This is a genomic window from Paenibacillus dendritiformis (genome assembly GCF_015845845.1).
GTDB lineage: Bacteria > Bacillota > Bacilli > Paenibacillales > Paenibacillaceae > Paenibacillus_B > Paenibacillus_B dendritiformis_C.
In genome coordinates this window covers 1-22,189 of record NZ_LDIG01000090.1, presented here as the reverse complement: position 1 = coordinate 22,189, position 22,189 = coordinate 1, and the positions used below count along the sequence as shown (strand labels likewise).

Here is a 22,189-nt window from a genome sequence, read left to right as displayed (position 1 = left end):
CTTCGAAACAAAGTCAGCCGCAGGCGGGTCAAAACGGTCATCGAAAATCTGATCTGGCTGGCCTCTCGAATGGTAGAGCATGCCAGACAAACGAAGCTCCGCTTCGGAAGACATAGTCCATGGTTTCAGACATTCCAGCGCATTTACGGGACCTTGTCGGGATAATAGATTGCGAACCTATGTTTCCGTTCAAGCTTTGCACAAGGGAAGCTTTGTTTCGTGATGTCTTTTTCAAGTGAATCGAGTCATCACCTCTGCTTTCTGCGCCTATCGTTACAACTGATAGTGATGGTTCTCTTATTCGTAACCCTTTCACGGATTCAGGTTTCAATTTCAGGAAAAAGAAATGGTTGTGTTCGATAAAGCGAAATGGCATTACGATGGTGAGTTCCGGCAGGAATTGGATATCTTTCAAGCTTATGTCCCGATCGGCATGTTCGTGGCCTGGGTAATCAAAAACGAACTGTGCAGCAAGCGGACTCGCAAAAGCGACGCATCGGATATCGAGCTTGTCAGACAGGATAAAATGACAGGCGCGCAGTTTTATCGGGATAACTGGGATGGCGTGCTGAGCTCGAACGATTTGTCGGATGAGGCGGATGCGTTCGCGCGGGAGTATTTGAATATCCACAACGATATTTATACGGCCGTTGATTTCACGGAAATAGTGGCGACCGGCTTGCCAACGATCTATCATGTGGAAGATACCATCGAGAATTATCGCATGATCGAACCGGTTATTTCGGAACGCTACCGCGACTGGAAGCAATCATGAACTGTGCAAGATCGTCAATGAGGAAGAGAGCCGACTTTGAAATGCGATGTGCAAATCGGATTTTACTGTGACACCGTCAACTGTGTCTCACTGACGCTTTTGGCGGTATTTTTGTGCCTGCCAACGCGGCAATTTTTTGAAATGAAACCTCATTCCCGATTTTCCTGTATTATAAGATAAGATGTAATCTATTCGAGGGGGAGCGCAGCATGGGAATCTTGTCGAGGTTCAGGGATATTATGGCAAGCAATGTGAATGCGTTGTTGGATAAGGCGGAAGACCCGGAGAAGACGATTGATCAGTATATGCGAAGCTTGCACCAGGACCTGGGCAAGGTGAAGGCGGAGACGGCTTCGGTGCTGGCGGACGAGAGCAGGGCCCGCAGGGCGTTGGATGAATGCAATGCCGAGATCCGCAAGCTGCAGCGTTACGCGGAGAAATCCGTGGAAGCCGGCAAGGAAGAGGATGCGCTCAAGTTCCTCGAGAGGAAGGCAGCGCTGGCAGGGGAGCAAAGTGAATTGCACACGGCCTATGAATTGGCTTCGGCCAACGCCGCAAAGATGAAGCAAATGCAGGATAAGCTCGTCTCGGATATCGGGCGGCTGGAGGCGCGGCATGCGGAGCTGAAAGGGAAGCTGGCGGCTGCAAAACTGAATTCCGGAAGCTATTCCCCAGGTGGTGTCAATGCCTCGTTCGACGCGCTGGAGGAGAAGGCGAATCGGGCTCTCGATGAAGCGATGGCCCTGGCCGAGCTTCGGGCAGGAGCGAAGGAAGACGATCTGGATGACCTGATTGCGCAATTGGAAAAGGATATGAACAAGAAGGCGAGTCCATCCACCAATACGGAAGATGAATTGGCTGCACTCAAAGAGCGAATGAACAAGAAGGAATAAGGGCTTCTTTGTAATAGGGGTGAGCAGGATGCCGGTTATCGAATATAAATGCCCGAATTGCGGCAGCGGGATGGAGTTCAATGCGGAAACGGGAATGCTAGCCTGCCGAAGCTGCGGAAGGGAAGACAATATCGAGCAAATTCCCGATCCTTTGACGAAGCAAGTGTTCTCGGAAGAAGATAAGACCAAGGAATATCACTGCAATAGCTGCGGAGCCGTCATTATGACCGACGCGGAGACGAGCGCAACGAACTGCAACTTCTGCGGCTCGGCCGTCGTGCTCGGCGACCGTCTGACCGGGGAACTGGCCCCGGCGAAGATTATTCCGTTTTCCATCAGCAAGGAACAAGCGATGAAGGCCTTCCGCAAATGGTGCCGAGGCGGTCTGGTAACGCCACGCGGGTTCATGACGGCGGATCGAATCAAAGGAATCACCGGGTTGTATGTGCCGTTTTGGCTGTATGACCTCCATAATGAAGTTGAGGCATATGCCCGTGCCACGAGAGTAAGCACGTACACTTCGGGAGATTACGAGTATACCAAAACCGATTATTATGACATCTACCGGGAAATCCATCTTGATTATGTAAGGGTGCCGATTGACGCATCGAAGAAAATGAATGATGAACTGATGGATAAACTGGAGCCGTTTCCTTATGAGAAGCTGGAAAGCTTTAAAACGCCGTATCTGGCCGGCTACATTGCCGAAAAGTACAGCTATAACGAGGAAGAGCTATACCCCCGGGTAAAACATAAAATAGAAGATTATATCCACTCTTATATTAAATCTACGGTGTCGGGCTATACGACCGTAAGCTATACCAACATCAACATCGATACCGAACTGGAGCGTGCCGATTATGTCCTGCTTCCGGTATGGATGGTGAACTATGACTATAATAAAAAGGAGTATATGTTCGCCATGAACGGCCAGACAGGCAAGGTGGTCGGCAAGCCTCCGATCAGCAAGGGGAAAGTGGCCGCCTGGTTTGCCGGGATTTCGGCCGCTTCTTTCCTCGTCATGCACGCGGTATCCTCCTGGATTTTGGGAGGGGGATTGTGGTGAGAAGGAAAAGAGCGATCCTCGTTCTCCTGTTCTTCTTCCTTATGATGGCGGCTCTTCCGATGGATATCAATGCAGGCGAAGCGGCTGTCACGAAGGAAAAGCAGTTGATTTTCGATATGGCGGAGCTGCTTACTTCGCAGGAGGTTAAAGAGCTGAACGCGTTGGCGAATCAATACGGAGCCGAGCGGGAAACAGACTTTCTTATTGTGACGATCAGCGGTCCGGACACGTATGACGTGAAGAAAATGACGCAGGATTTCTACGATACTTATGGACCGGGCTACGATAAGCCGCATGGCAATGCCGCCATTTTGATGGTGGACATGACGAATCAGGAAGTGTACCTGGCCGGATTTTATAAAGCGAAGACCTATCTGGATGATGACAGACTCGACAAAATACGAAGAAAGATATCATCAGATATGTCAGATGGCGAATACAAGCTTGCCTTTCAAAAATATATCCAATTAGCGCATAAATATATGGGATTCCGCCCAGAGGTGAACCCGGACAATCTCTTCTTCAATACGTGGGTGCAATTGGGCATTGCGATGCTCATCGGAGGGAGCATTGTTACGTTGATGGTCCGTCATTCCGGCGGCCGGGTTACAGTCAATTCCCGGACCTACGAGAACGCCCGTACTTCGGGCGTGGTCGCCCATGAGGACAGGTACCTCCACACCAGCACGACGAGACGGAAGATCGAACGGAGCAGCAGCAGCGGCGGCTCAAGCGGCGGAGGCGGAGGGACCACGTCAGGGGGCCATTCGCATAGCGGCAGCAGAGGATCATTTTAGAGAATGAGTGAAAGGACGGGATGAGAATGGGATTCTTCAGAAATCAATTTGCGAATGTAGTCGAGTGGGAAGAATTTCGAGACGATATGATTTTTTGGAAATGGAGCAACCGGGAGATTAAAAAGGGCTCCAAGCTAATTATCCGCGCCGGGCAAGACGCGATTTTTGTAAATAACGGCAAGATCGAAGGAATTTTCAAGGATGAAGGGGAGTATAGCATTGATTCGGATATCATCCCGTTCCTGTCTACGTTAAAAGGATTCAAATTCGGCTTCAACAGCGGGATGAGGGTGGAAGTCCTGTTCGTGAACACGAAGGAGTTTACCGTCCGTTGGGGAACGCAGAACCCGGTTCTGATCCCGTCTCCGCAGCTTCCGGGCGGCCTGCCTATTCGCGCCAACGGCACGTTCAATTTTAAAGTGAGCGACTACGTAACGCTGATCGATAAGGTGGCCGGAATGAAGGACAGCTATCTGGTGGAGGATGTGAAAATCCGGATTACTTCCGTGCTGGATCAGCTGTTAATGAAGTGGATCAGCCGGGAAGGGAAGGACATGTTCAACCTGCAGGCGAATGCTTCCGATATTGCCGCAGGCATTCGCGAAGATCTGGATATGCAAGTGATGGACAACGGGCTGACGATTACCGGCTTTCAAGTGATGAGCTTCAATTACCCGCAAGAAATTCAAGATATGATTACGAAGACGGCTTCCCATGAGATGATCGGCAATGTGCAGAAATACCAGCAGGTGACGATGACGGACGGCATTGCCTCCGGCAGCGTCAAAGGCGGGGGCGCTGCTTCGGACATGGCAGGCATGATGATGGGGATGAACATCGCCAACGAAATGGTGAAAAATATGAATCAAAACCAAACGCCAAGCCAAAATCAAAAGCCTGCGGCCGAGGCCGCGCCTGCCGCTTCCTCTTCTGCCGAAGGCAATACCAAGCCGAACTTCTGTCCGAACTGCGGCACCAAAAACGAAGGGTCCAACTTCTGCCCGAATTGCGGCCACAAGCTGAACTGACCCAGGCCTTCCGAAAGCCGACCATGCAAGGTCGGCTTTTTTGAGGATTTGTCGACACGCACAGACTACAGCTCATCCGCAAGGCCTAACAGGGCGATGCCGGCAATGACCATGATGATTACCGCATACTGCCTCTTGTTTAGCCGCTCCTGGAGGAAGATTCGGGACAGGATGACCGAAAAAATGCGGTAGGAAGCAATCAGGGGCGCCGCAATGATAGCGTCGTTGGACATGGCGAATACAGAGAAGAACGGCCCCGTGGTCTCGAACAGGGCGGCCGGAATCATGGAAATGAACGCTTCCCCATGCAAGAGCGGTTATGACCGCAAACAAAAACTACATGATTCGTTCTCCTTGTTCCATATTTCACATATAGTGTAAGCCCTCTCGTTATAAAGACTTCGCCAGGAATGTCAAGAGCAAGAGATTGCAATTCAGGTCAAATATACAGTTCCTCTTGCTTGCTATGATGACAAGGAAAGGAGGAGGCCTTTGTGTACGAATGGAATGAAATGGTCCAGCTCATGATCGATTGGATCGATAAGGAGATTACAACGGTGCCTTCGTTGATGGAGATGTCCAAGCAGCTCGGATATTCGCCCTATTATTGTACGAAGCAGTTTCACGCGTTAACGGGCATGACGCTGCGGGATTACGTGTGGATGCGCAGAATCAGCCGCGCCGCTCTGGAGCTTCGCGATACGGAGACTCGTATTTTGGACATCGCGGTGAAGTATGGATTTTCGTCACAGGAGGCATTTACGCGGGCCTTTGTGAAAGCTTTTCAAGTCACTCCCTCGGCTTACCGCAAAAGCCCGGGACCGATTCCATTAGCCGTTCGAGCCGAAGTGTTCTCCCCTTACCATTATGTAAACAAGGAGCGAGGCAGAATGAGAGAGGTACAGGTGCAGGAAACAGAAGTCAAGGTGGAGTTTATACCGGCGCATAAGTTTATCGGAATTTGGGACAGCTCGGCACAGAACTACGGCCAATTCTGGAGCAATGGGCATGATTGCGATGACATTTGCGGGATTCTGGAGAGCCTGTCTCATCATACGCTGTCTGGGCAATTGAGCCAGACGGCAGGATGGTTTTACGAAAACGGACGTAAGGGGTATTTCTACGGCATCCCCGTTCCTCATTATTATAAGGGGGACATTCCGGAGGGAATGGAGTGCCGGGACATCCCGGAGTCCGAGTATCTCGTTTTCTTTCATCCCCCTTTTGACTATTTGAAGGGCAACGGCGAGGTCATGAGCAAGGTGGAGCTGGCGGCGTGGAGCTTCGACCCTGCGAGCATGGGCTATGAATGGGATGAAGAGACAAAGCAGGACTATCAGCGTCATTTCCCGGAGGGGTACGGTTATGCCGTGCTGCGTCCGGTGAAGAAACGCAGCTAAAATCACGAAAGCGAAAACCGGCAGAACATCACTGCCGGTTTTGGTGACTATTCACTCGAAATATCGAAGATACACATCCTCCAGATTCGGCTTTACCGTTCGGGATTCCATATGCTCCAAGGGTTCATCGTGAACGATTCTCGCCCAGATGCCGCTTGAATCGCTCGTAATCTGGCTAACTTTGAAGCGGGACTGCACCTCGGCAAGCTCAGACTCTGTGACGCGCACCTCATGGACTTTGCCTTCCATGCCGGCCAGGATGCGAGCAGGCTCGTCTTTGACAAGAAGCTTGCCTTCCTTCATGAGAAGAATTTGCTTCGAGATGAACTCGATATCGGACACGACATGGGTTGCGATAAGCACAATTTTGTTCATGGCGATGGTCGATATGAAGTTGCGTATGCGTATGCGTTCTTTCGGATCAAGCCCTGCGGTCGGCTCATCCAGGATCAAAAGCTTCGGATCATTCAATAGCGCTTGGGCGATCAGAATACGCTGCTTCATTCCGCCTGAGTATGCGCCAAGCTTCGTATCCGCATCCTTGCGCAGATTCACGATGTCCAGCAGATCATCGATTCTTTCTCTAGCCTGCTGCGCCTTGATCCCTTTGAGAGCGGCGATGTACCATAGAAATCTCCGACCCGTGAAATGATGATAAATTCCTTGCTGCTGAGGCATGTATCCTAAAATATTCCGATACTCCTTGCCGAGACGAGAGATGCTCTGATCGTTATAACGAATTTCGCCTTCATCCTGCTTCAACTGGTTGGTAATCAAATTCATTAACGTAGACTTGCCTGCCCCATTCGGACCCAATATGCCGTATATTCCGGGAGAGAACTCGGCACTGAAGCGATCCAGCGCTGTTTTTTGCCCTTTGTTATAACGCTTCGTTACACGATCGATCGTCAGTTCCAACGTTAATCCCCCTTCCAAGTAAAGCTATTGAATGTCCGCCACGCGCCAAGGGCACATCCGGCGCCAAGAAGAAACAGTATTCCGTAATAGATGCTCATGTTCAGCGCATACTGTGATGTCGGAAAGGCATGGTACAACTGAAAAATAAGATTAAAAGACACGCTGCCGATAGGGTTCCATCCCATATACTGCAAACCTAGCGGGATGACCACGATCGCGGTTGAAATCAACAGCAGGAGCGTTTGTTTTTTGAGAACGACCGCCAGAAATAGCACGGCATGAACGAGCAGCAGCACGCCTCCAATCTGGAGCGCACCCATCAGGATAACATATTGCAGGATGCTCAACGATCCCGTTACATGTCCGAGCAATTCGATGCTCTGAACCGGAGCCTGCCAATCGATATCAGGGTAATGGCTTAGCAGATTATAGAACTTCGGTATCTGAAGCAGAAGGAGCAGGAAGACGCTGTACAGATAGGCAACGGCATGCTTGGAAAGGAACAGTTTCCCCCGCCCGTGTCGGGTGCTTCGCAGGATAGCCATCATGCCATACCTGTAATCAAGGGCGAACAGCGGGCTAAGTCCGGCCAGCAGCAAGATGGTATAGAATAGTCCGTCCTCCAGATCCGCCTGCTTCCGATTGAACAGCGCATCGGAAGAGATGACATTCACGAAGCTGCCCGTAATTCCGCGGGCTTTCTGCAGCCTGAGCAAGTAATCCCTCTGTTCTTCAATGAATTGAAATGCTTTCGCTTGCTTGGCGAACTCCTCCAGCTTCACCTTTTCCGTATTATAAACCGTAAAATCAATGCTGCCGGACGTATATTGCTCATACCAATAAGCGAGCTGCCGCGGCAGATCATCATATTTCGCCCTTTCTTCCTGGAGGAAGTTCAGCTTGTCTTCATTTATTGGGCCGCTGATATGATCCAGATAGCGGTTATATACGATGGAATCGTAATCGAACCTTCGCTCATCCCAATCGATCTGCTGGTATACGATAACTCCGGCGAGGACCAACAGCAGAATGCTTTTTCCGGAGATGAACAATTTAAATCCTTCATGCACCAATAGGGAATTGGTACGCCGCAGCTTGAACCATGCCGCATGCCATCTTCTTCGCCAGCGATCCCAGGGAAGCCGGGAGCCGATCCCTGCATCGGACACATAAAGCCACGCGCATAGTACGGGAAGCAGCATCATCACAGCCCCGCCAAGCCAATACGTCAATGTCGTCTTCTTCACCGGGTAACCGAACACATTCAAGTTGTGATAATCCGCAAGAAGCTGGAAGGAATCGTAGAATGCAACCACATTCATATATTTGAACATATTCAGGTATGAATTCGGATGGATCATGGAATAGCATAGAAAGCTGATGCCTAGCAACCCCGCTGTCGCCAGGTAGACTCCTCCGGCTCGGCGAAATAATAAGAACAAGGCGGCAAGCATCCAGGCAAACAATAGGTTGGCAGCCACCTTCAGCAGCAGATACAGGAGCAGGAACTGGCCTGCTGTCAACGCTTCGACTGCGCCCTGGAACGACGGCATCGATTGGATATAACGGTCAAGGTCCCCAAAGCCATAGAGCTGTTCGCTTATCACCAAAATCGATCCCTGATATAAGAGGGTCAGCAGCATGGTCAGCAGGCTCAGCACAACCCATTTCGCTCGCCACAGGTCAAGCAGACCGTTGCGCGTCGAACGGATAAGGCGGGTCAGCCCTTCTTCCTTCTCAACCTGGAACAAAATGATACATAGCAGGAACAGAAGCGCGGCCAGGCACATGTCCGTGGACTGCAGCCGCGTGCCTGAGGTGAGCCCCTCTTCCAGTCCCAACTGCAGCGGCAAGCCGCGGAGCGGTTCGAAGTCTTGCACCGTCTTCCCAATATTGCGGTAGGAGTAAGTTCCCTCCTGATAGAAAATCGACACGGACAGCATTTCTTCTGCCCGAATGCTCATTTCTTCCATCGTCCGCCGATACTGTTCCATATGCTCATATTGCTTATTGATCCGTTCGATGAGATATAAATCCCGGCCAATCAGCTCCGGATTGCCTGCATACGGGCTTTGCTTATAACGCTTATACTCCTGAGGGTGGGCTTGCTTCGCTTCATTAACAGCCTGTTCCCAGATGTCTTCGGCCATGCTGCCTTCTTGGGCAAATGTGCTGTACAAAGCCAATAACTCTGCTTGTCTGGCGGCTAATGCCCGCCCTTCATCGGCTGGCAAGCTTCGATATTGCTGTTCGAGGCGTTGATACTCGTCTCTATGTTGAATCAGAGCTATTTGTTCCCGGAACTGCGTATTATAGTAGAACAGCCCATTGCCGATCAGGAGCAGGAGGGCCAGAAGGGCAAAGACTCGTCTATGCCACACCTTCAACAGTTCATATCCGATTAAAGTCATGAGGAACTCCTTGCATCAATGGCATTGTCAAGGTTTAACGGAGCTTTGTCTCCAACAAAGTTTTTAATGTAGCCTGCCCTGACTCGATCTCTCGTTTGTCCAAATACAAGATGGAACTCTTATCCGACTGCTCGTTATGGGCAAACATATAGCGATCGTCACCTGGAAGCATTTCAATATGTTTAGAAAAAGGAGATAAATCGATCTTATGAACCAGAGCATTATCTTTGAAAATCGATAGCTGAACCGGGATGTCTGGTGCATACTCATGGACATATCCGCCTATAGGCTGGATATAAGTATATGACGAATCCTTGTAAATATAGGAAATGATAGGCGGATGATCGACTGGAACTTCTTCGATATGATTGCCTTCCAGGTCAGACGAGTATTTCTTATGCGTCCGCTTGTCCAGCGGATCTCCATAGAAATAAGAGAAGTAAAGCCTGTTATTAGCGATGCTGCGTAAGCTGGATAATCCCCCATCTCCGCGATCCCACAATGTGGTTACCTGGCCGCTGTGAAGATCGTATCGTTGGGTTTCATAGCCTTTCTCGTTGAATACGAGCCAGTATAATTGCGTTCCATATGGAATGATATCGGTAATCTCATTCACTTGCTCAGATGCGTGATAAATCAATTCAGGATCTTGCTTCAAATTATTAAGGCTCGCTTTGAAGACATTAACTTCCAGGTCGTTCTCTCTGCTCCCGTCTGTCGTCGTATAATAAAGAAAACCCCGGTGTATGGCCAGCGATCTCGGTGCGGCTTCAAAGGTTTTAATGACTTTTCGATTTTTTCCGTCCGGATCTAACCTGACGAGCATCCAGGTATTATCGAACCTCGAGCGTTTGCTTTCCCGATCCCAGTAGCTTTCCAATACATACAGGTGGGTATCATAATATTGTAAAAACTGAGGAGGCTCGGATGATGAAAATGGAACGAACGCCGAGCAGTTTTTGGTAGTCGGGTTATCTATGCATTGATTGTCAGGGCGATTATCCAGGAGAATGGGTTTTGTGCTCTCTTTGTCCATATAATAAATCAGTTGTTCGTGAAGGAAGTAATATCCCGTCTCTGATCGGGTTATCTTCAAACCATACCCTTGTTTATGGAACATAAATGGATAATCCCAATCCAAGTGATACTTATTGTCGTCAGGAAATGTGTTATTGGAACATCCTGATGCAAGGATCAGGCATAGCAGCAGGGGAAAGAAAATGTACTTCTTCATCACGGTATCCTTTCTCTAGATATTACAGTTTTGTGAGGATAAAGAGATAATGCCTTGGGGAAAGGGAGCCGTTCCCCTTCCCCCAAGGCTAAATTGTTAATATATAATGTTATCGGTAGTCAACCGACGTAGTATCTTCCCATGTAGCTGAACCTACTTCTGCCTTATGCTCTGCGGTTGCGGATATTGACAATGCCGGCACGTATTGTGCTTTGGCGGTAGCTGAGACACCTGGCTGCTTTTCATAAGCCGAAGCTGTTGAAGAGCGAGTTTTGTTTGCATCTCCATGCTTGTAGTAGTAAGTTACTTTAACAGAAGAGTAACAATTGCTGCCCCCACATGAAGTTTGTCCTGAGGCGCTGTCACTGTAAATTGTTATCCTGCCAGAAGTGTCGTTATTTCCAGCTTTCCCACTTGTTGTTGATGACTTAGCATACGCCCCGCTAGCAAATAACATCGATGCTGCCAGCACAGAAGTTACAAGAGCTAAACATTTTCTGCGGTTAAGCATCAAGAGAATCACTTCTAATCAGTTATTAGGTGATTTGCAAGTGATTTCCTATGATGTTACTACCAGTATTCGGCCGAATTAGTAGTATAAGCACCACCTGATACATATATTACCACATAATTGGTTTATATGTATATAACAATTTAAGCGCTTCTCCCTGATTTCCTACGTCACCTGATGCCGCTGGAATACGCGCCGGGACACACAGACAAGGACTGCAGTGAAGGCGATGACGAAGCTTAATTATACGTTTTTGCTATGTCAGCCGCGCATACCAGCTCTTTATCGTTGTCATATATTGATTTATCGGGCAACAACTGGTGTTGAGGAGGGAATGAATGGTGAGGTCGGGAGCGGCGCAGGAGTTATATTTGGAATTATTGAAGAAAACAATCTTATTTGAAATATGGCTAGAACATGAGCCCGGAGCGACCTCCCAGAATCGATTGAACGGGCTGGACTGGCCCCAAATCGCTCACAGCATGATCGGCAGATTACGCATGAATCAACTGCATGAGAGCATGAAGTCCGTTATTCAAGATCGGGTCGAAGGCGATTTTATCGAGACCGGCGTCTGGAGAGGCGGGGCCTGCATCTTTATGAGGGGGTTTTTGAAGGCTTACGGAATTACGGGCAGGCGGGTATGGGTAGCCGACTCCTTCGAAGGCTTGCCGCCGCCGGACGTGGAGAAGTATCCGGTCGATGCCGGGCTTGAGCTTCATACCGTCGATTTTCTGAAAGTCTCCATGGAAGAGGTCGCCCGTAATTTTCAAAAGTACGATCTGCTTGACAGTCAGGTCCAATTCCTGAAGGGATGGTTCAAGGACACGCTGCCATCTGCCCCGATCGACAAAATTGCCATCGCAAGGCTGGACGGCGACATGTATTCATCGACGATGGATAGTCTGACCAACTTGTATCCAAAAGTATCTCCAGGCGGCTACATCATTATCGACGACTATGCCATCAGTAACTACGCTCCGGCAGTACATGATTTCAGAAACCTGCATCAAATTCAAGATCCGCTGATTCAGATCGACTACTATGGCGCATATTGGAGAAAGTCGAAATAAACAAATGGAAGCGAGAGCTGGTATCCCATCTATAGCGGCGTACCAGCTTTTTGCATATCACAATGAATATTCGCTATAGCTTCAGCGTATGCTTCCGTTCCAGGCGACGCAAAAGCTTTCTCGTGATGAGGTACGAGATGATCGCTGGTTCACGGTTGGACCTCCTATTGCGGAATAAGACGCTTCCTGAAATCAAGCCTATTCATCATTATCGGAGGAAATGGGAAAATCGTGAAGAGGAAGGGAACGGGCAGGAAATGACCAAACCTAAAACCGCCTTTCCTCAAAAAACGGAGGAAAAGGCGGCTTCATGAACAATCTGTCTGCAGTTAACGAACTTTCGTAACCGGATACGGGCGCGGCAGCTCGATGCCCGCGCGTTGGACGATTGCCCGGGCCGTATCCTGCACGCGATCGAGAATCGCGTCCTCGTCCAAGGTGACAATGCGGCGCTCCTTCATCAACCATTGTCCGTTGCACATCGACGATTCGACGTTGCTGGAATGCATCGCGTAGACGAGGGTCGATACCGGATCATGCACCGGCAGCACGCCCGCGCTGCGCGGATTGATGATGATAAGGTCGGCCTTCTTGCCTGCCTCCAGCGATCCGATCTCATCCTCCCAACCGAGGCAGCACGCTCCGTTGACCGTGGCCATCTCCAGTACCTGCACAGCCGGAAGCTTCGTCGGCGTAAGCGTGCGGCCCTTGTGAATCAGCGCGGTCAGCAGCATCTCGTCGATCATGTCCATCCGGTTGTTGCACGGCGCTCCATCCGTAGCGATGGATACGGTAATGCCGCGTTCCAGCATCTCCGGAATGCGGGCGAAGCCGAGCACACGCATCGCGGCCGCCGGGTTGTGCGATACCTTCACATCGTGCAGGCGGAACAGATCGATTTCCCGGTCCGTCATCCACACAGTATGAACGGCCAGCATATTCGGGCCGAGCACGCCGAGGTGAGCGAGATGCTCTACGGTGGTGCGGCCGCGCTGCTCTTCCACAAAGCGGATCTCCTCCGGAATCTCCGCCACGTGCATATGGATGCCGACGCCATGGCGATCGGCCAATTGCTTCGTGCGCACAATCAGCTCGTCCGAGCAGTTGAAGATCGTGCGGAGGCCGAACCAGACGCGCAGGCGCCCGTCCGCCCGGCCGTGCCAGCGCTCGAACAGTTCCTCCTGCACGGCGAGCGAGTGCTCCGTCGACTCCCGCCATGGCTCCGGCAGCCCTTCCGGCATATCCATCGTCGCGCGGCAGATCACGGCGCGAAGGCCTGCCTCCTGCACCGCACGGGCGATGCCGTTCACTTCCTTGCCGCCCGCCTCCGCGAACGTCGTCACGCCCGAGCGGATAAGCTCCAGGCTGCAAGCCAGCGCGGACAGATACGCTTCTTCCTCCGTCATGCAGCTCTCATAAGGGAAGACGCGCTTGTACAGCCAAGTGAGCAGATCGACATCGTCGGCAATGCCGCGGCCGAGCTGCTGCATCGTATGCACATGCGTATTGATTAGCCCCGGCATGACCGTCTTCCCGTTCAGCTCTACCACTTTCGTGTCCGCCCGCACCTCGGACGGATCGACAGCGCCAATCGCCTTGACGCGGTCGTTCTCAATCAGCACATCGCCATTCTGGAATACGCGGCGCTCCCCGTCCATCGTCAATATCCAGCCGTTCTTCAACCATACTTGTCCCACCGGATAATCCCTCTCTTCGCTTGTCGCCGGAAGGGACGCGCCAAATCTTTTTTGGGAGCGAGCTTCGGTCTTCGTTCCAGGTTGGGGACAGATACGAATACGTAGGACCGGGCAATGATGGCGACGAGACGGTTCACGTATATGGCACCGTGCTGCAATACGAGCCGAACAAGGTATTCAGCGGAACGGAGCATCCGGGCCCGTCCTATTACAGCAATCACGCCGAACTGGAGACAAGAATCACCTTCACGCTGGAGACGGTTGGCCAGTGCACGAAGCTGACGCTAGTCAATGATCAGTGGCCGGACAATCATCCTTCCTATCCGAATGCCAGTTCCCATTGGTGGATGATTCTCTCCAACGTCAAGACGCTGGCCGAGACGGGCAGAACGCTGGATCTCGGGTGGCAGCCCGCTGCATTGCACGAGAAAAGAGAGCCTTACGTGAAAAGAGCACCTGCATATCGCGGTGCTCTTTGGCATGTTTAACCTGCTTGATCACAGGTATTTATCCCGTGATTATCCGCATTCTCACCTGGCTCCGTTCCTGGATTCGGGGAGAAGCATCGCGAGCAGGCGCAGCGCGCCTCTCAGCCTGACCGGCTTCCGAGTCCTCCGCACGTAACGGTAATCGGTCAATTCCACCCCCGCATCACGCCTCGCATAGGCGAAATCATCGTCCAGCATCAGCCGGTACTCCCATACCCGTTTTTCCCAGGAAGGAATCCACGCCGCCATGAAGCTGTCCTCGACCGCCGGGTGGATATACGTCTCGACAATACCTTCCGGCAGTTCGTACAGCTTGCCAATCAGCATCCGCTTGAAGCTGTCATAGGTTTCTCCTTCTTCAATAAAATACGGGTGCGAGAGCAGGTAGTCGGGCAGGGGAACGCCCAGCGCATCGGCAATGGCCACCACCTTCCGCAAGGTCTGCTGCGCCCCGGCGATGGAGGCGAGGAGATGATCCCGCTCGTCGATGCGCCGGAACAGCCGGAAGGGCAAGCCCCAGCGGGAGCAGCGCCACAGGACATAGGGCAGGAAGCTTCGGCCCGTGGCCATCCCGTACAGGCTCCCCATATGATTGTCGACATGAGAGATGTCGACGCCAGCTTGGCGGGCGGCCTCGTATTGGGCGTGCAGCTCTCTCTTAACGTCGGGAGCGCTCGCTTTCCGTTCGAACGCTTCGACGGTGGCGTGCAAATAGCCGGAGCCATCGTGCAGGGACGGACCGCCGGTTAAGCTGCTCCAGCGGTAGCCCTCGAATTCGCTGGTCAGCGTGAGGTGCAGGCCGACATTGCGCTGGCCGGTCCGCCTGCACCATTCCGCGGCTTCCGCGAAGGCCGGAGCGGGAGGCATAATCGTGGCGGAGGATACGGCGCCTTCCTCCAGCAAGCGGATGATGGCCTGATTGGCCGCCGGACTCTGCCCGAAGTCGTCGCAATTGAGTATGAGTCGAGTGCGAATATGGCGCTGAGTCATGACGAATGGCTCCTTCCATAAGATTGGGGCTGATCATGTAGCTTGACGGCCAGAGATAGAAGAAAGGCGACAGCCAGCAGACAGAACGGAACGGCGCTAATCAATACCCGGAACGTTCCTTCCGGGTTCGGCCCGGGATTGTCTCCGCTCACATAGCCGAAGAGCAGGCCGACGACCCAGAACGACAGGGCGGAGATAAGCCCGCTGGAGCGGGTGATGAAGCCGCCGACAGCCGTATAGACACCTTCGCGGCGCTGCCCCGTCTTCGCGAAGTCCCGGTCGATAATCTGGCTGCTCAGCACCGGCGGCGTCACGAGGAAGCCGGCCAAGCCGAACCCGACGAGGATGCCCGCCCCGATGCCGCTGGCGAGACCGCTGCCGAACCAGAGCGGGAGGACGGACAGACCGTAGGCGGCCATGGACAGGCGCCAGCCCCGGATGCCGCCCAGCCGGTTGACGATCCAGTACCAGACGGCGACGAGCGGGATAACGGAGACGAAGACAGAGGCCAACAGCAGAGAGACTTGGGATTCGGGAATGTTCAGCACATATTTGGCGTAAAAGGGGATCATGGAGCTCACAAGCCCGTTCACGGTCTGGGCGAAAGAGTTGGCGATATTGAAGATCAAAAATTCCCGGTTCTTCAGCGTCTCGCGGAACGCTTCCTTCAGCGGAAGCCGCGGCTCGTGCTGAATGCTCATATTTTCCTGGATGGAACCGGTGCACAACAGCATGAATACGGCGAAGAGAAGGGCATAGACAAGGGACATATAGCCGAAGCCGATGAAGGCAAATAGAATCGGCGTCAGGGCGGAGCCGATCAGGATGGCGGCGATCTGGAAGCCCTGCTGTATGGCGGAAGCTTTCGCTCGCAGGCGCTCCCCGCGGAACAATTCCGGGAACAGCGCCCCGTAGTTGACCCAGATGACGGTCGACACCGCTTCGAAGAGCAGGAGCGCGATGAGGAACCAGAGGAACAGGCTGTTCTGGTGCTGCGCCAATCCCGGCGGCACGGCGAAGATCATGCAGAACGTCAGCATGAACAGCGGAATGGAAGCCCAGAGCCACGGCTTGCGACGACCGAAGCGCGTGCGGGTGCGATCGGACCAGTGGCCGAACAGCGGCTGGTTGACGGCATCCCAGATTAGGTAAATCGTGCGGGCCAATGTAGCCAGCCCGACGCCGAGCCCCAGCTTCTCGACATAATAGTAGCTGTAGAACGCGCTGAAGGCTTGCGTCGGCACCATCATCGCGAACATGCCGAGCGCGTAGGACAGCGGGGAATTGAGCCAAGTTCCGCGCATCAGAGGCTCCTCCATTCTTGGGAACAGTCTGCCGTCGTATAGGGCGTTCGAAGAACCGCTCCCATACGGCGCGGAATGAATCCGCTACTTACGTATGTATGCGGCCGGAGCGTGAATTAGAAGGTGACCTGGCCTTCCGAGAGGCTGCTGCCGGGCCGCGCTTCGCGGGCCGGCCAGCGAACCCTTCCCCCGCTGTCACTGTTGCTGCAGCTTTGCAAACAACTGATCGACTTTGCCTTTATCCGGTATGAACTCCTGCGTCAAATTTCTGAGATCCTGTTCGTTCTCGAATTGATCCAGGTCTTTGCCGTACCAGCTCTGCAATTGTTCTCTGGTGATGAGGTAGCTCTGGCCCTCCAACTCCAGATGGAGCTGGTCGACATTCCTTACCAAGGCGAACAAAAAGGTAGCATTGAAAATGACGGTCTCTCGAATTTCGCTTACGCTCATTGGAGAAGCCGCCTCATTGTATTGCACCGTGATGCGGTAAGGCTTCTCGTCCGTGCTCAGCGAGAACTGCTTCAATCGGTCGCTCTGCGGAAGCATCCCCAGAATGCTGCCGATGGCGCTGTTGTCGCCGGCATAGGAATTTTTATACTGGAAAATATCTTTGTCTCCCGTGCCAGCGTTGCGGCTGTTCGAGTCGCAACCCGCGAGCGCCAACAACAGGACAAATAAAAAAATCAAAGGTCTGTTCACTTTCATCGATGATCCTCCCCGTTCGGTCTGCCCTCGATGTCGAAGGATGGCGTCATTCGAATTCCTTGTTCGTCTTCAGCAGCGTCAGAATATCTTTGGACGCGTAGCCTTTGGCGATGACAAGGACAATAATCCGATTAATTATAAATAATACTATCATTAGAAAAAATAGTAAAGAAAATGAATATAGCAAAAGCCGTTCCTTAACGAACAACAGGCAAATGATCGCGGTGTATGCCGCGATTCCCGCGGCAACCTGGCCAAAAATCCGATTAATGCTGCCCGCGTATATATGTTGAATCATCCGATTCCCATATCCGAACTGTTTTAAGATGCCCATATCTTTCTGCTGCACCTTTAAAAAAGAATGAAACGACAGCAGCACATGCGAAGCGGTAATAATGAGAATTAGACTGGCCAGCGAAACGGACAAAACGAGCGTATTGTTCATCGATTGGCTGAAATCGTCGAAAGCTTTGAACGTATAATTGGTATTATAACCCTTGTCGTTCACGAGCTCGGCAATCTTTTCGACTTGGGATAAATCATCCACATAGATATACATCTTCCTCAGCGCTTGAATGCCGAAGGGATTGTCCTCGTCGTAATGCGCGACGAATTCGTCCCACGAGACGGAATACGCCGCCTCAATCATATCCTTGAACGTTGCGCTGCCGACATACACGCTGTCCAACTGTTCGTCATTATACAGGGAGAAGGGGTTGTTCTCGGCTACCCCGGTGTTGTGCGTGACGGTATAATCCGCGAAGCGGCTGCTGCTAAGGCCGTCTTCATGAATGTCAATCACGGGAATCCGCAAGGTGGCGGCGGGCCCCGTATCGGTCTTGCCGCAGGTTACCGCCCGCTCCAGGCTGCAGTCTCCCAGCAAATCGGAGGCGTCCTCGTCCAGGCCGTAAATAAAGTGCGTATTTCCCTCGCTGTCCTGAATGCCGAAATTAAACTGATATTCTTTGAACAGACGGTACTTCGTTCCGGACGCCAGCGAAGAAATGTGATCGCGCAAAATACGTTCATCGGCAAATTGCAAGGGTACGGCGTGCATGGCGTTCCCTCTGGCCGAAGTAATCTCGATCGTATGCGTATTATGATTCGCAATAAAATCTTTTTCCACTTGCAAGTACTGGTTAATGAAAAAGACAGACGCCGTTGATATTAACACGAGCGAGACGACAAAGAGTAAAATCGATATTTTCAGGTGCGAGCTGGATTTCTTCCGGATTAGGCGAGAGATGTTGGCCGCTATTTGTTTATCGCTTTTCATCGTGCAATCTCCCATGCTCCAACGTTAGATTGATGCTGGCATCGATAAGCCGGTTGTTCTCATGACTGACGATGATGACCAATTTCTGATGAAACACAGACATGATTGCTTCATAAATCGTTTTTTTATTGGGCAGATCCAGCTTGGAGGTCGGTTCATCCATTAAAATGATGTCGGGATCCGAGATGAGGATGGAAGCCAACTGGACTCGTTGTTTTTCTCCGCCCGAGAGCATCGATATTTTCCGGTCCGCCAGATCGAGGATATTGAACCGGGCCAATGTGCCCTCGGCAAGCGGGAGGAAGCCTGCGTCATCGCGGTTGAGCGCGCTATACTTAATATACATGTTCTCTTTTGTTGTCAGATTCGAGAATAGCATTTCATCCTGGAACAGATATTCGATTTTTGCATTCGGCGGCATTTCCAGCCTGCCGGTATCCGCCTCAATATATCCCGCGATAATATTCAGCAGGGTCGTCTTGCCGGAACCGCTCTCCCCTCTGATAATATAGATACGGCCAGCATGGAATTCGAAATCAATACCGTCGAGCAGCAATTTCTTGCCGAACTGCTTGGATATGTTAATCAACCGCAGACTGCTCATTGGTCCCCCCTCGGCTTCAATGGAATGTAAGCGATATGCCCTTGGCAGTAGACCGTAATCTGATGGTCCTCAACCGCAAAATCAATGATGTTGCTTGCGGTTCCAATCACTTGCTTGGTGGCGGTATCGATGGCGTCGAGGGCGAGGTTGGCATTGCTGTCGGGATAGATTTGAATCAGGATGCCGTTCCCGGAATCGAAATAGTTGAGGGGCTGCTTCACAAAACGTTCCTCGTCGTTATAAATATATTGATGATCCGACACCAGCAGGCGGCCATTCAATGCATACAATTCGCTTGCTTCCAGATTCTCCCCGACGAGCTGAGGCTTGCTTGACAAATCAGTGACATCTAACGCAAACAGGGAGTAAGCGTTAATGCCTTCCTCATAGGTAGTGTAAAACAGTTGCTCGCCGATTAAGACTCCCGAAGACACAAGCCCCGTTACATTTGAAAAGTCGGACAGGGTATTGTCTGGGTTCAACTGCGCGATAGAGCGCTTCGATTCCGTACCTTTATCGTCATAATAGCTCCGTATAAATAAATGCTTCTCGCCGTCTGTCGCCAGAGGGAACACGGCTTCGTTTTTCTCGTCTGCGAGGCGATGGACCTCTTTGATCTCCTTCTGGTCGACCGACAGAATGGCGAAGCCGTTCGTGAGGCTGTTGCCGGCGGTAAAGTAACGGTTCTTCGCCTCATTGAACTCATACTGGATGTAGTTGGCGATATTGGACTGCTGTTCAACGGTTTTGGCAGCAACATTATAGGACAATAATTTCTGGGAATAACGGTTATACAGGTAGATGCAGTTCTCCGTTGAGCCGCACTCCGGCAGCGCGATCCTGGGCGGAACGTCTGCTGTCGTGCCGGGGCTGCCTTTGCCGCAGCCCATGGCCAAGGAACAAAGAATGAACAGGAATGCGAGCGCGAACTTTTTCATTTCTCCCCCTCATCGGAAATGGTTGTCGTTTATTGTGACAAATAAAGAATCGACAGATGCGTCTGCCGATTCTTTATTTAATTGGATCCGTTCTTCAATTATACGCCGGCGCTGACTTCGTATGTTTTCGGATCGCTCGAGAGCTTCACCTGTGCCCGGTTGGTCGTTACAATCGTTCCGCTCCGGTAATCTTTCTTCGGTCCGATGACGATGTTCGAGCGCCAATCCGAGGATTTGGAGCCGTTGGAGTTCTCCCAATATTTTTCCTTCGTAGATACCGTCTGCCACGACGAGCTGCCGCCGGCGCTGGCTCCGTCAGCGGATACGCCCATGCTGATGGATGCGGAACTTCTTAGCGACGCGGTGCTCTTCCAGGAGGCTCTGACTCTTTGCACTTTTTTGGAGCCGCTATAGACCGCCGATACTTGCCAATCCCATTGATACGTATTGCCGGAGGATGTCGGCGATGTACTTCTCCATACATTCGAGGTTAGTTTGCCTTGACCTCCCGGAATCGTTAACGATTTGGCCTGGGACACAGCGAAGGACACCCCGGAAAATAAGGACAAGCTAAGAACAGGTACGGACAATAGTGCGACTAATGATTTGTTTACTTTCTTCTTGGTACGCATCACCAATGAGACCTCCATGAATGAAATGATATATTTGAAAGCTGGCCAGCTAATCAAATCATACCGAAGCATGGATCGAACATAGGCGATGATGAGATCAGGAATCGCTGCTGAAGCAAGGCAAGGGAGCATAAGTATCGGTTTATGCCGCACACGGAGTATGTCACAATCGAAGCGTATGGGAGTTAAGACGCGTCCCTATGTAATGTTTAAACTGGCGTCCATAAGAAATTGTCTATTATGCTGCGGCAGATCTGCATTCCGACGCAATGAAGTACGGAATAATAGCCCATTATAGGTGGATATTGGAAAACACATGTACATCAATAACACTAGCATCAAACTCCTTTTTTGTAAAGGTTTATTTTTTGGCGGCATGATATAATACACCCATAATCATTCCGCCCGGAGAGGTGAAGCGCATGACCGTAGACGACATCATGAAGAAGCTGGAAGCGATGGGATCGGAGCAGACGAAAAAGACGTTCATCCGGCATGGGGCCCAGGAGCCGCTGTTCGGCGTCAAGGCAGGGGATCTGAAAAAGCTGGTCAAGGATGTGAAGAAGGATCAGGCGCTCGCCCGGGCATTGTTCGAGACGGGGAACAGCGATGCCATGTATTTGGCGGGGCTGACCGTGAATCCGAAGACGATGGACAGGGAGACGCTGCAGGCTTGGGCAAAGCGGGCCAATTGGTATTTGTTGGCGGAATATACGGTAGCGGGGGTGGCGGCAGAGAGCCCGCATGTCCTTGCATTGGCCCGGGAATGGATGAAGTCGGACGACGAGATGATCGCCGCTTGCGGCTGGAGCACGTATGCGAACTACATCTCGATTACGCAGGATGAAGATTTGGATTTGGAAGAGATTCGCCGGCTTTTGCAGCAGATCGCGGCCACGATTCATAGCGAGAAGAATCGGGTCCGCTATACGATGAACATGTTCGTGATCGTCGTCGGCTCCTATGTGCGGCCTCTGCATGAGGAAGCGGTCCGGGTGGCCGGGGCGATCGGGAAGGTGCGGGTTGATATGGGGCAGACCGCGTGCAAGGTGCCGGATGCCGTGTCTTATATTGAGAAGACGGTCGCCGCCGGCAAGCTGGGGACCCGGAAGAAGACTTGTATTTGTTAAGTCCAGCGGTATGATGTCAAGTCCCTGATTTATGAGAATTGGAAAATTTCCTTGGCGTGCAGCAGGATCAATCCCAAAAAAGGCATCACCAAACTAGACCCAGTTGAAAATGGAGTTAATTACCATAATTTAACTGGGAATTAGAGAAGAAAATTCATGAGCCAAGGCATTATTGCTCTGTCGGCTTCACCTTCCTTCTGGGCGTATAGAGTTGGTCGTTGCGTAGCAGCACATCGACCAGACGCACAAGTTTTCTTGCCGTTAAGACGAGGGCACGTTTGTGTTGATGCTTAGGGACTTCATTGAATTTCTTCCGGTA

The 22,189-nt window shown here is 51.6% G+C and carries 21 protein-coding genes and 3 pseudogenes; 10 read left to right on the top strand and 14 right to left on the bottom strand.

All coding sequences use genetic code 11. The annotated features are described in order from the left end of the window. The 6 genes and pseudogenes from ABD76_RS29315 to ABD76_RS06890 form a co-directional block, all read left to right on the top strand. Window positions 1-165, top strand: a pseudogene (locus tag ABD76_RS29315) (IS1380 family transposase); the annotation flags it as partial. 181 nt (window positions 166-346) lie between these two features. Then, complete coding sequence (locus tag ABD76_RS06910) at window positions 347-775, top strand: DUF7832 domain-containing protein (RefSeq protein ID WP_242069421.1); 429 nt, start codon at window positions 347-349, stop codon at window positions 773-775. Window positions 776-984: 209 nt separating this feature from the next. Further along, window positions 985-1,668 (top strand): PspA/IM30 family protein, encoded by a 684-nt coding sequence (locus ABD76_RS06905; protein WP_197255429.1) that lies wholly within the window; start codon window positions 985-987, stop codon window positions 1,666-1,668. A 28-nt stretch (window positions 1,669-1,696) separates the two neighbouring features. Further along, a complete protein-coding gene (locus ABD76_RS06900) occupies window positions 1,697-2,734 on the top strand; it encodes a TFIIB-type zinc ribbon-containing protein (RefSeq protein WP_197255427.1) in 1,038 nt (345 codons plus the stop codon). Beyond that, a complete protein-coding gene (locus tag ABD76_RS06895; protein WP_197255425.1) occupies window positions 2,731-3,531 on the top strand; it encodes a TPM domain-containing protein in 801 nt (266 codons plus the stop codon). Before ABD76_RS06900 ends, ABD76_RS06895 begins: the two co-directional genes overlap by 4 nt. Before the next feature lie 26 nt (window positions 3,532-3,557). Then, entirely contained in the window at window positions 3,558-4,559 is a 1,002-nt protein-coding gene (locus ABD76_RS06890; protein ID WP_197255423.1) for an SPFH domain-containing protein, read from the top strand. Between the two features lie 65 nt (window positions 4,560-4,624). Here the strand turns inward: ABD76_RS06890 and ABD76_RS06885 are convergent, their stop codons facing one another. Further along, complete coding sequence (locus ABD76_RS06885; RefSeq protein ID WP_275100790.1) at window positions 4,625-4,870, bottom strand: EamA family transporter; 246 nt, start codon at window positions 4,868-4,870, stop codon at window positions 4,625-4,627. Between the two features lie 183 nt (window positions 4,871-5,053). Between ABD76_RS06885 and ABD76_RS06880 the strand changes: the two genes are divergently transcribed. Beyond that, window positions 5,054-5,959: a helix-turn-helix domain-containing protein gene (locus ABD76_RS06880; RefSeq protein WP_197255421.1), complete on the top strand. Its 906-nt coding sequence runs from the start codon at window positions 5,054-5,056 to the stop codon at window positions 5,957-5,959. Window positions 5,960-6,010: 51 nt separating this feature from the next. Here the strand turns inward: ABD76_RS06880 and ABD76_RS06875 are convergent, their stop codons facing one another. The 4 genes from ABD76_RS06875 to ABD76_RS06860 all read right to left on the bottom strand — a co-directional run bounded on the left by ABD76_RS06875 (window position 6,011) and on the right by ABD76_RS06860 (window position 11,033). Further along, the gene (locus ABD76_RS06875) at window positions 6,011-6,877 is read right to left on the bottom strand and encodes an ATP-binding cassette domain-containing protein (protein ID WP_197255419.1); all 867 of its coding nucleotides are present in this window, start codon (window positions 6,875-6,877) and stop codon (window positions 6,011-6,013) included. A gap of 2 nt (window positions 6,878-6,879) precedes the next feature. Next, on the bottom strand, window positions 6,880-9,288 hold the full coding sequence (locus tag ABD76_RS06870; protein WP_197255417.1) for a hypothetical protein: 2,409 nt from the start codon (window positions 9,286-9,288) through the stop codon (window positions 6,880-6,882). Window positions 9,289-9,322: 34 nt separating this feature from the next. Continuing rightward, entirely contained in the window at window positions 9,323-10,522 is a 1,200-nt protein-coding gene (locus ABD76_RS06865; RefSeq protein ID WP_197255415.1) for a hypothetical protein, read from the bottom strand. A gap of 109 nt (window positions 10,523-10,631) precedes the next feature. Then, complete coding sequence (locus tag ABD76_RS06860; RefSeq protein ID WP_197255413.1) at window positions 10,632-11,033, bottom strand: hypothetical protein; 402 nt, start codon at window positions 11,031-11,033, stop codon at window positions 10,632-10,634. A gap of 341 nt (window positions 11,034-11,374) precedes the next feature. Between ABD76_RS06860 and ABD76_RS06855 the strand changes: the two genes are divergently transcribed. Next, on the top strand, window positions 11,375-12,106 hold the full coding sequence (locus ABD76_RS06855; RefSeq protein ID WP_197255433.1) for a TylF/MycF/NovP-related O-methyltransferase: 732 nt from the start codon (window positions 11,375-11,377) through the stop codon (window positions 12,104-12,106). A gap of 329 nt (window positions 12,107-12,435) precedes the next feature. On the opposite strand, the gene ABD76_RS06850 is transcribed toward ABD76_RS06855, so the two are convergent. Next, window positions 12,436-13,803, bottom strand: coding sequence for an amidohydrolase family protein (locus tag ABD76_RS06850; RefSeq protein WP_197255411.1), 1,368 nt, complete (start codon window positions 13,801-13,803; stop codon window positions 12,436-12,438). A gap of 20 nt (window positions 13,804-13,823) precedes the next feature. Between ABD76_RS06850 and ABD76_RS06845 the strand changes: the two are divergent. Beyond that, window positions 13,824-14,210 (top strand): annotated as a pseudogene (locus ABD76_RS06845) (SRPBCC domain-containing protein); the annotation flags it as partial. A gap of 123 nt (window positions 14,211-14,333) precedes the next feature. Here ABD76_RS06845 and ABD76_RS06840 read toward each other — a convergent pair. The 7 genes from ABD76_RS06840 to ABD76_RS06810 form a co-directional block, all read right to left on the bottom strand. Further along, window positions 14,334-15,281: a polysaccharide deacetylase family protein gene (locus ABD76_RS06840; RefSeq protein ID WP_197255409.1), complete on the bottom strand. Its 948-nt coding sequence runs from the start codon at window positions 15,279-15,281 to the stop codon at window positions 14,334-14,336. Further along, on the bottom strand, window positions 15,278-16,585 hold the full coding sequence (locus tag ABD76_RS06835; protein WP_197255407.1) for an MFS transporter: 1,308 nt from the start codon (window positions 16,583-16,585) through the stop codon (window positions 15,278-15,280). The genes ABD76_RS06840 and ABD76_RS06835 overlap by 4 nt, the downstream gene beginning before the upstream one ends. Before the next feature lie 195 nt (window positions 16,586-16,780). After that, window positions 16,781-17,290 carry a DUF4825 domain-containing protein gene (locus tag ABD76_RS06830; protein ID WP_197255405.1) on the bottom strand — a complete coding sequence of 170 codons (510 nt, stop codon included), beginning with the start codon at window positions 17,288-17,290 and terminating at the stop codon, window positions 16,781-16,783. Between the two features lie 46 nt (window positions 17,291-17,336). Beyond that, window positions 17,337-18,566: a hypothetical protein gene (locus ABD76_RS06825; RefSeq protein ID WP_197255403.1), complete on the bottom strand. Its 1,230-nt coding sequence runs from the start codon at window positions 18,564-18,566 to the stop codon at window positions 17,337-17,339. Continuing rightward, a complete protein-coding gene (locus ABD76_RS06820; RefSeq protein WP_197255401.1) occupies window positions 18,553-19,170 on the bottom strand; it encodes an ABC transporter ATP-binding protein in 618 nt (205 codons plus the stop codon). Before ABD76_RS06820 ends, ABD76_RS06825 begins: the two co-directional genes overlap by 14 nt. Beyond that, window positions 19,167-20,108 (bottom strand): hypothetical protein, encoded by a 942-nt coding sequence (locus ABD76_RS06815; RefSeq protein ID WP_197255399.1) that lies wholly within the window; start codon window positions 20,106-20,108, stop codon window positions 19,167-19,169. Before ABD76_RS06815 ends, ABD76_RS06820 begins: the two co-directional genes overlap by 4 nt. A 98-nt stretch (window positions 20,109-20,206) precedes the next feature. After that, window positions 20,207-20,740: a hypothetical protein gene (locus ABD76_RS06810; protein ID WP_197255431.1), complete on the bottom strand. Its 534-nt coding sequence runs from the start codon at window positions 20,738-20,740 to the stop codon at window positions 20,207-20,209. Between the two features lie 422 nt (window positions 20,741-21,162). Between ABD76_RS06810 and ABD76_RS06805 the strand changes: the two genes are divergently transcribed. Continuing rightward, on the top strand, window positions 21,163-21,870 hold the full coding sequence (locus ABD76_RS06805; RefSeq protein ID WP_197255398.1) for a DNA alkylation repair protein: 708 nt from the start codon (window positions 21,163-21,165) through the stop codon (window positions 21,868-21,870). A 169-nt stretch (window positions 21,871-22,039) separates the two neighbouring features. On the opposite strand, the pseudogene ABD76_RS06800 reads toward ABD76_RS06805, so the two are convergent. Beyond that, window positions 22,040-22,189, bottom strand: a pseudogene (locus tag ABD76_RS06800) (IS110 family transposase); the annotation flags it as partial.

Coding starts and splice junctions, on each gene's coding strand:
- ABD76_RS06835 (WP_197255407.1), bottom strand. CDS start 16,585: ATGCGCGGAACTTGGCTCAATTCCCCGCTGTCCTACGCGCTCGGCATG.
- ABD76_RS06805 (WP_197255398.1), top strand. CDS start 21,163: ATGACCGTAGACGACATCATGAAGAAGCTGGAAGCGATGGGATCGGAG.
- ABD76_RS06860 (WP_197255413.1), bottom strand. CDS start 11,033: ATGCTTAACCGCAGAAAATGTTTAGCTCTTGTAACTTCTGTGCTGGCA.
- ABD76_RS06905 (WP_197255429.1), top strand. CDS start 985: ATGGGAATCTTGTCGAGGTTCAGGGATATTATGGCAAGCAATGTGAAT.
- ABD76_RS06890 (WP_197255423.1), top strand. CDS start 3,558: ATGGGATTCTTCAGAAATCAATTTGCGAATGTAGTCGAGTGGGAAGAA.
- ABD76_RS06820 (WP_197255401.1), bottom strand. CDS start 19,170: ATGAGCAGTCTGCGGTTGATTAACATATCCAAGCAGTTCGGCAAGAAA.
- ABD76_RS06810 (WP_197255431.1), bottom strand. CDS start 20,740: ATGCGTACCAAGAAGAAAGTAAACAAATCATTAGTCGCACTATTGTCC.
- ABD76_RS06815 (WP_197255399.1), bottom strand. CDS start 20,108: ATGAAAAAGTTCGCGCTCGCATTCCTGTTCATTCTTTGTTCCTTGGCC.
- ABD76_RS06900 (WP_197255427.1), top strand. CDS start 1,697: ATGCCGGTTATCGAATATAAATGCCCGAATTGCGGCAGCGGGATGGAG.
- ABD76_RS06865 (WP_197255415.1), bottom strand. CDS start 10,522: ATGAAGAAGTACATTTTCTTTCCCCTGCTGCTATGCCTGATCCTTGCA.
- ABD76_RS06910 (WP_242069421.1), top strand. CDS start 347: ATGGTTGTGTTCGATAAAGCGAAATGGCATTACGATGGTGAGTTCCGG.
- ABD76_RS06825 (WP_197255403.1), bottom strand. CDS start 18,566: ATGAAAAGCGATAAACAAATAGCGGCCAACATCTCTCGCCTAATCCGG.
- ABD76_RS06830 (WP_197255405.1), bottom strand. CDS start 17,290: ATGAAAGTGAACAGACCTTTGATTTTTTTATTTGTCCTGTTGTTGGCG.
- ABD76_RS06840 (WP_197255409.1), bottom strand. CDS start 15,281: ATGACTCAGCGCCATATTCGCACTCGACTCATACTCAATTGCGACGAC.
- ABD76_RS06870 (WP_197255417.1), bottom strand. CDS start 9,288: ATGACTTTAATCGGATATGAACTGTTGAAGGTGTGGCATAGACGAGTC.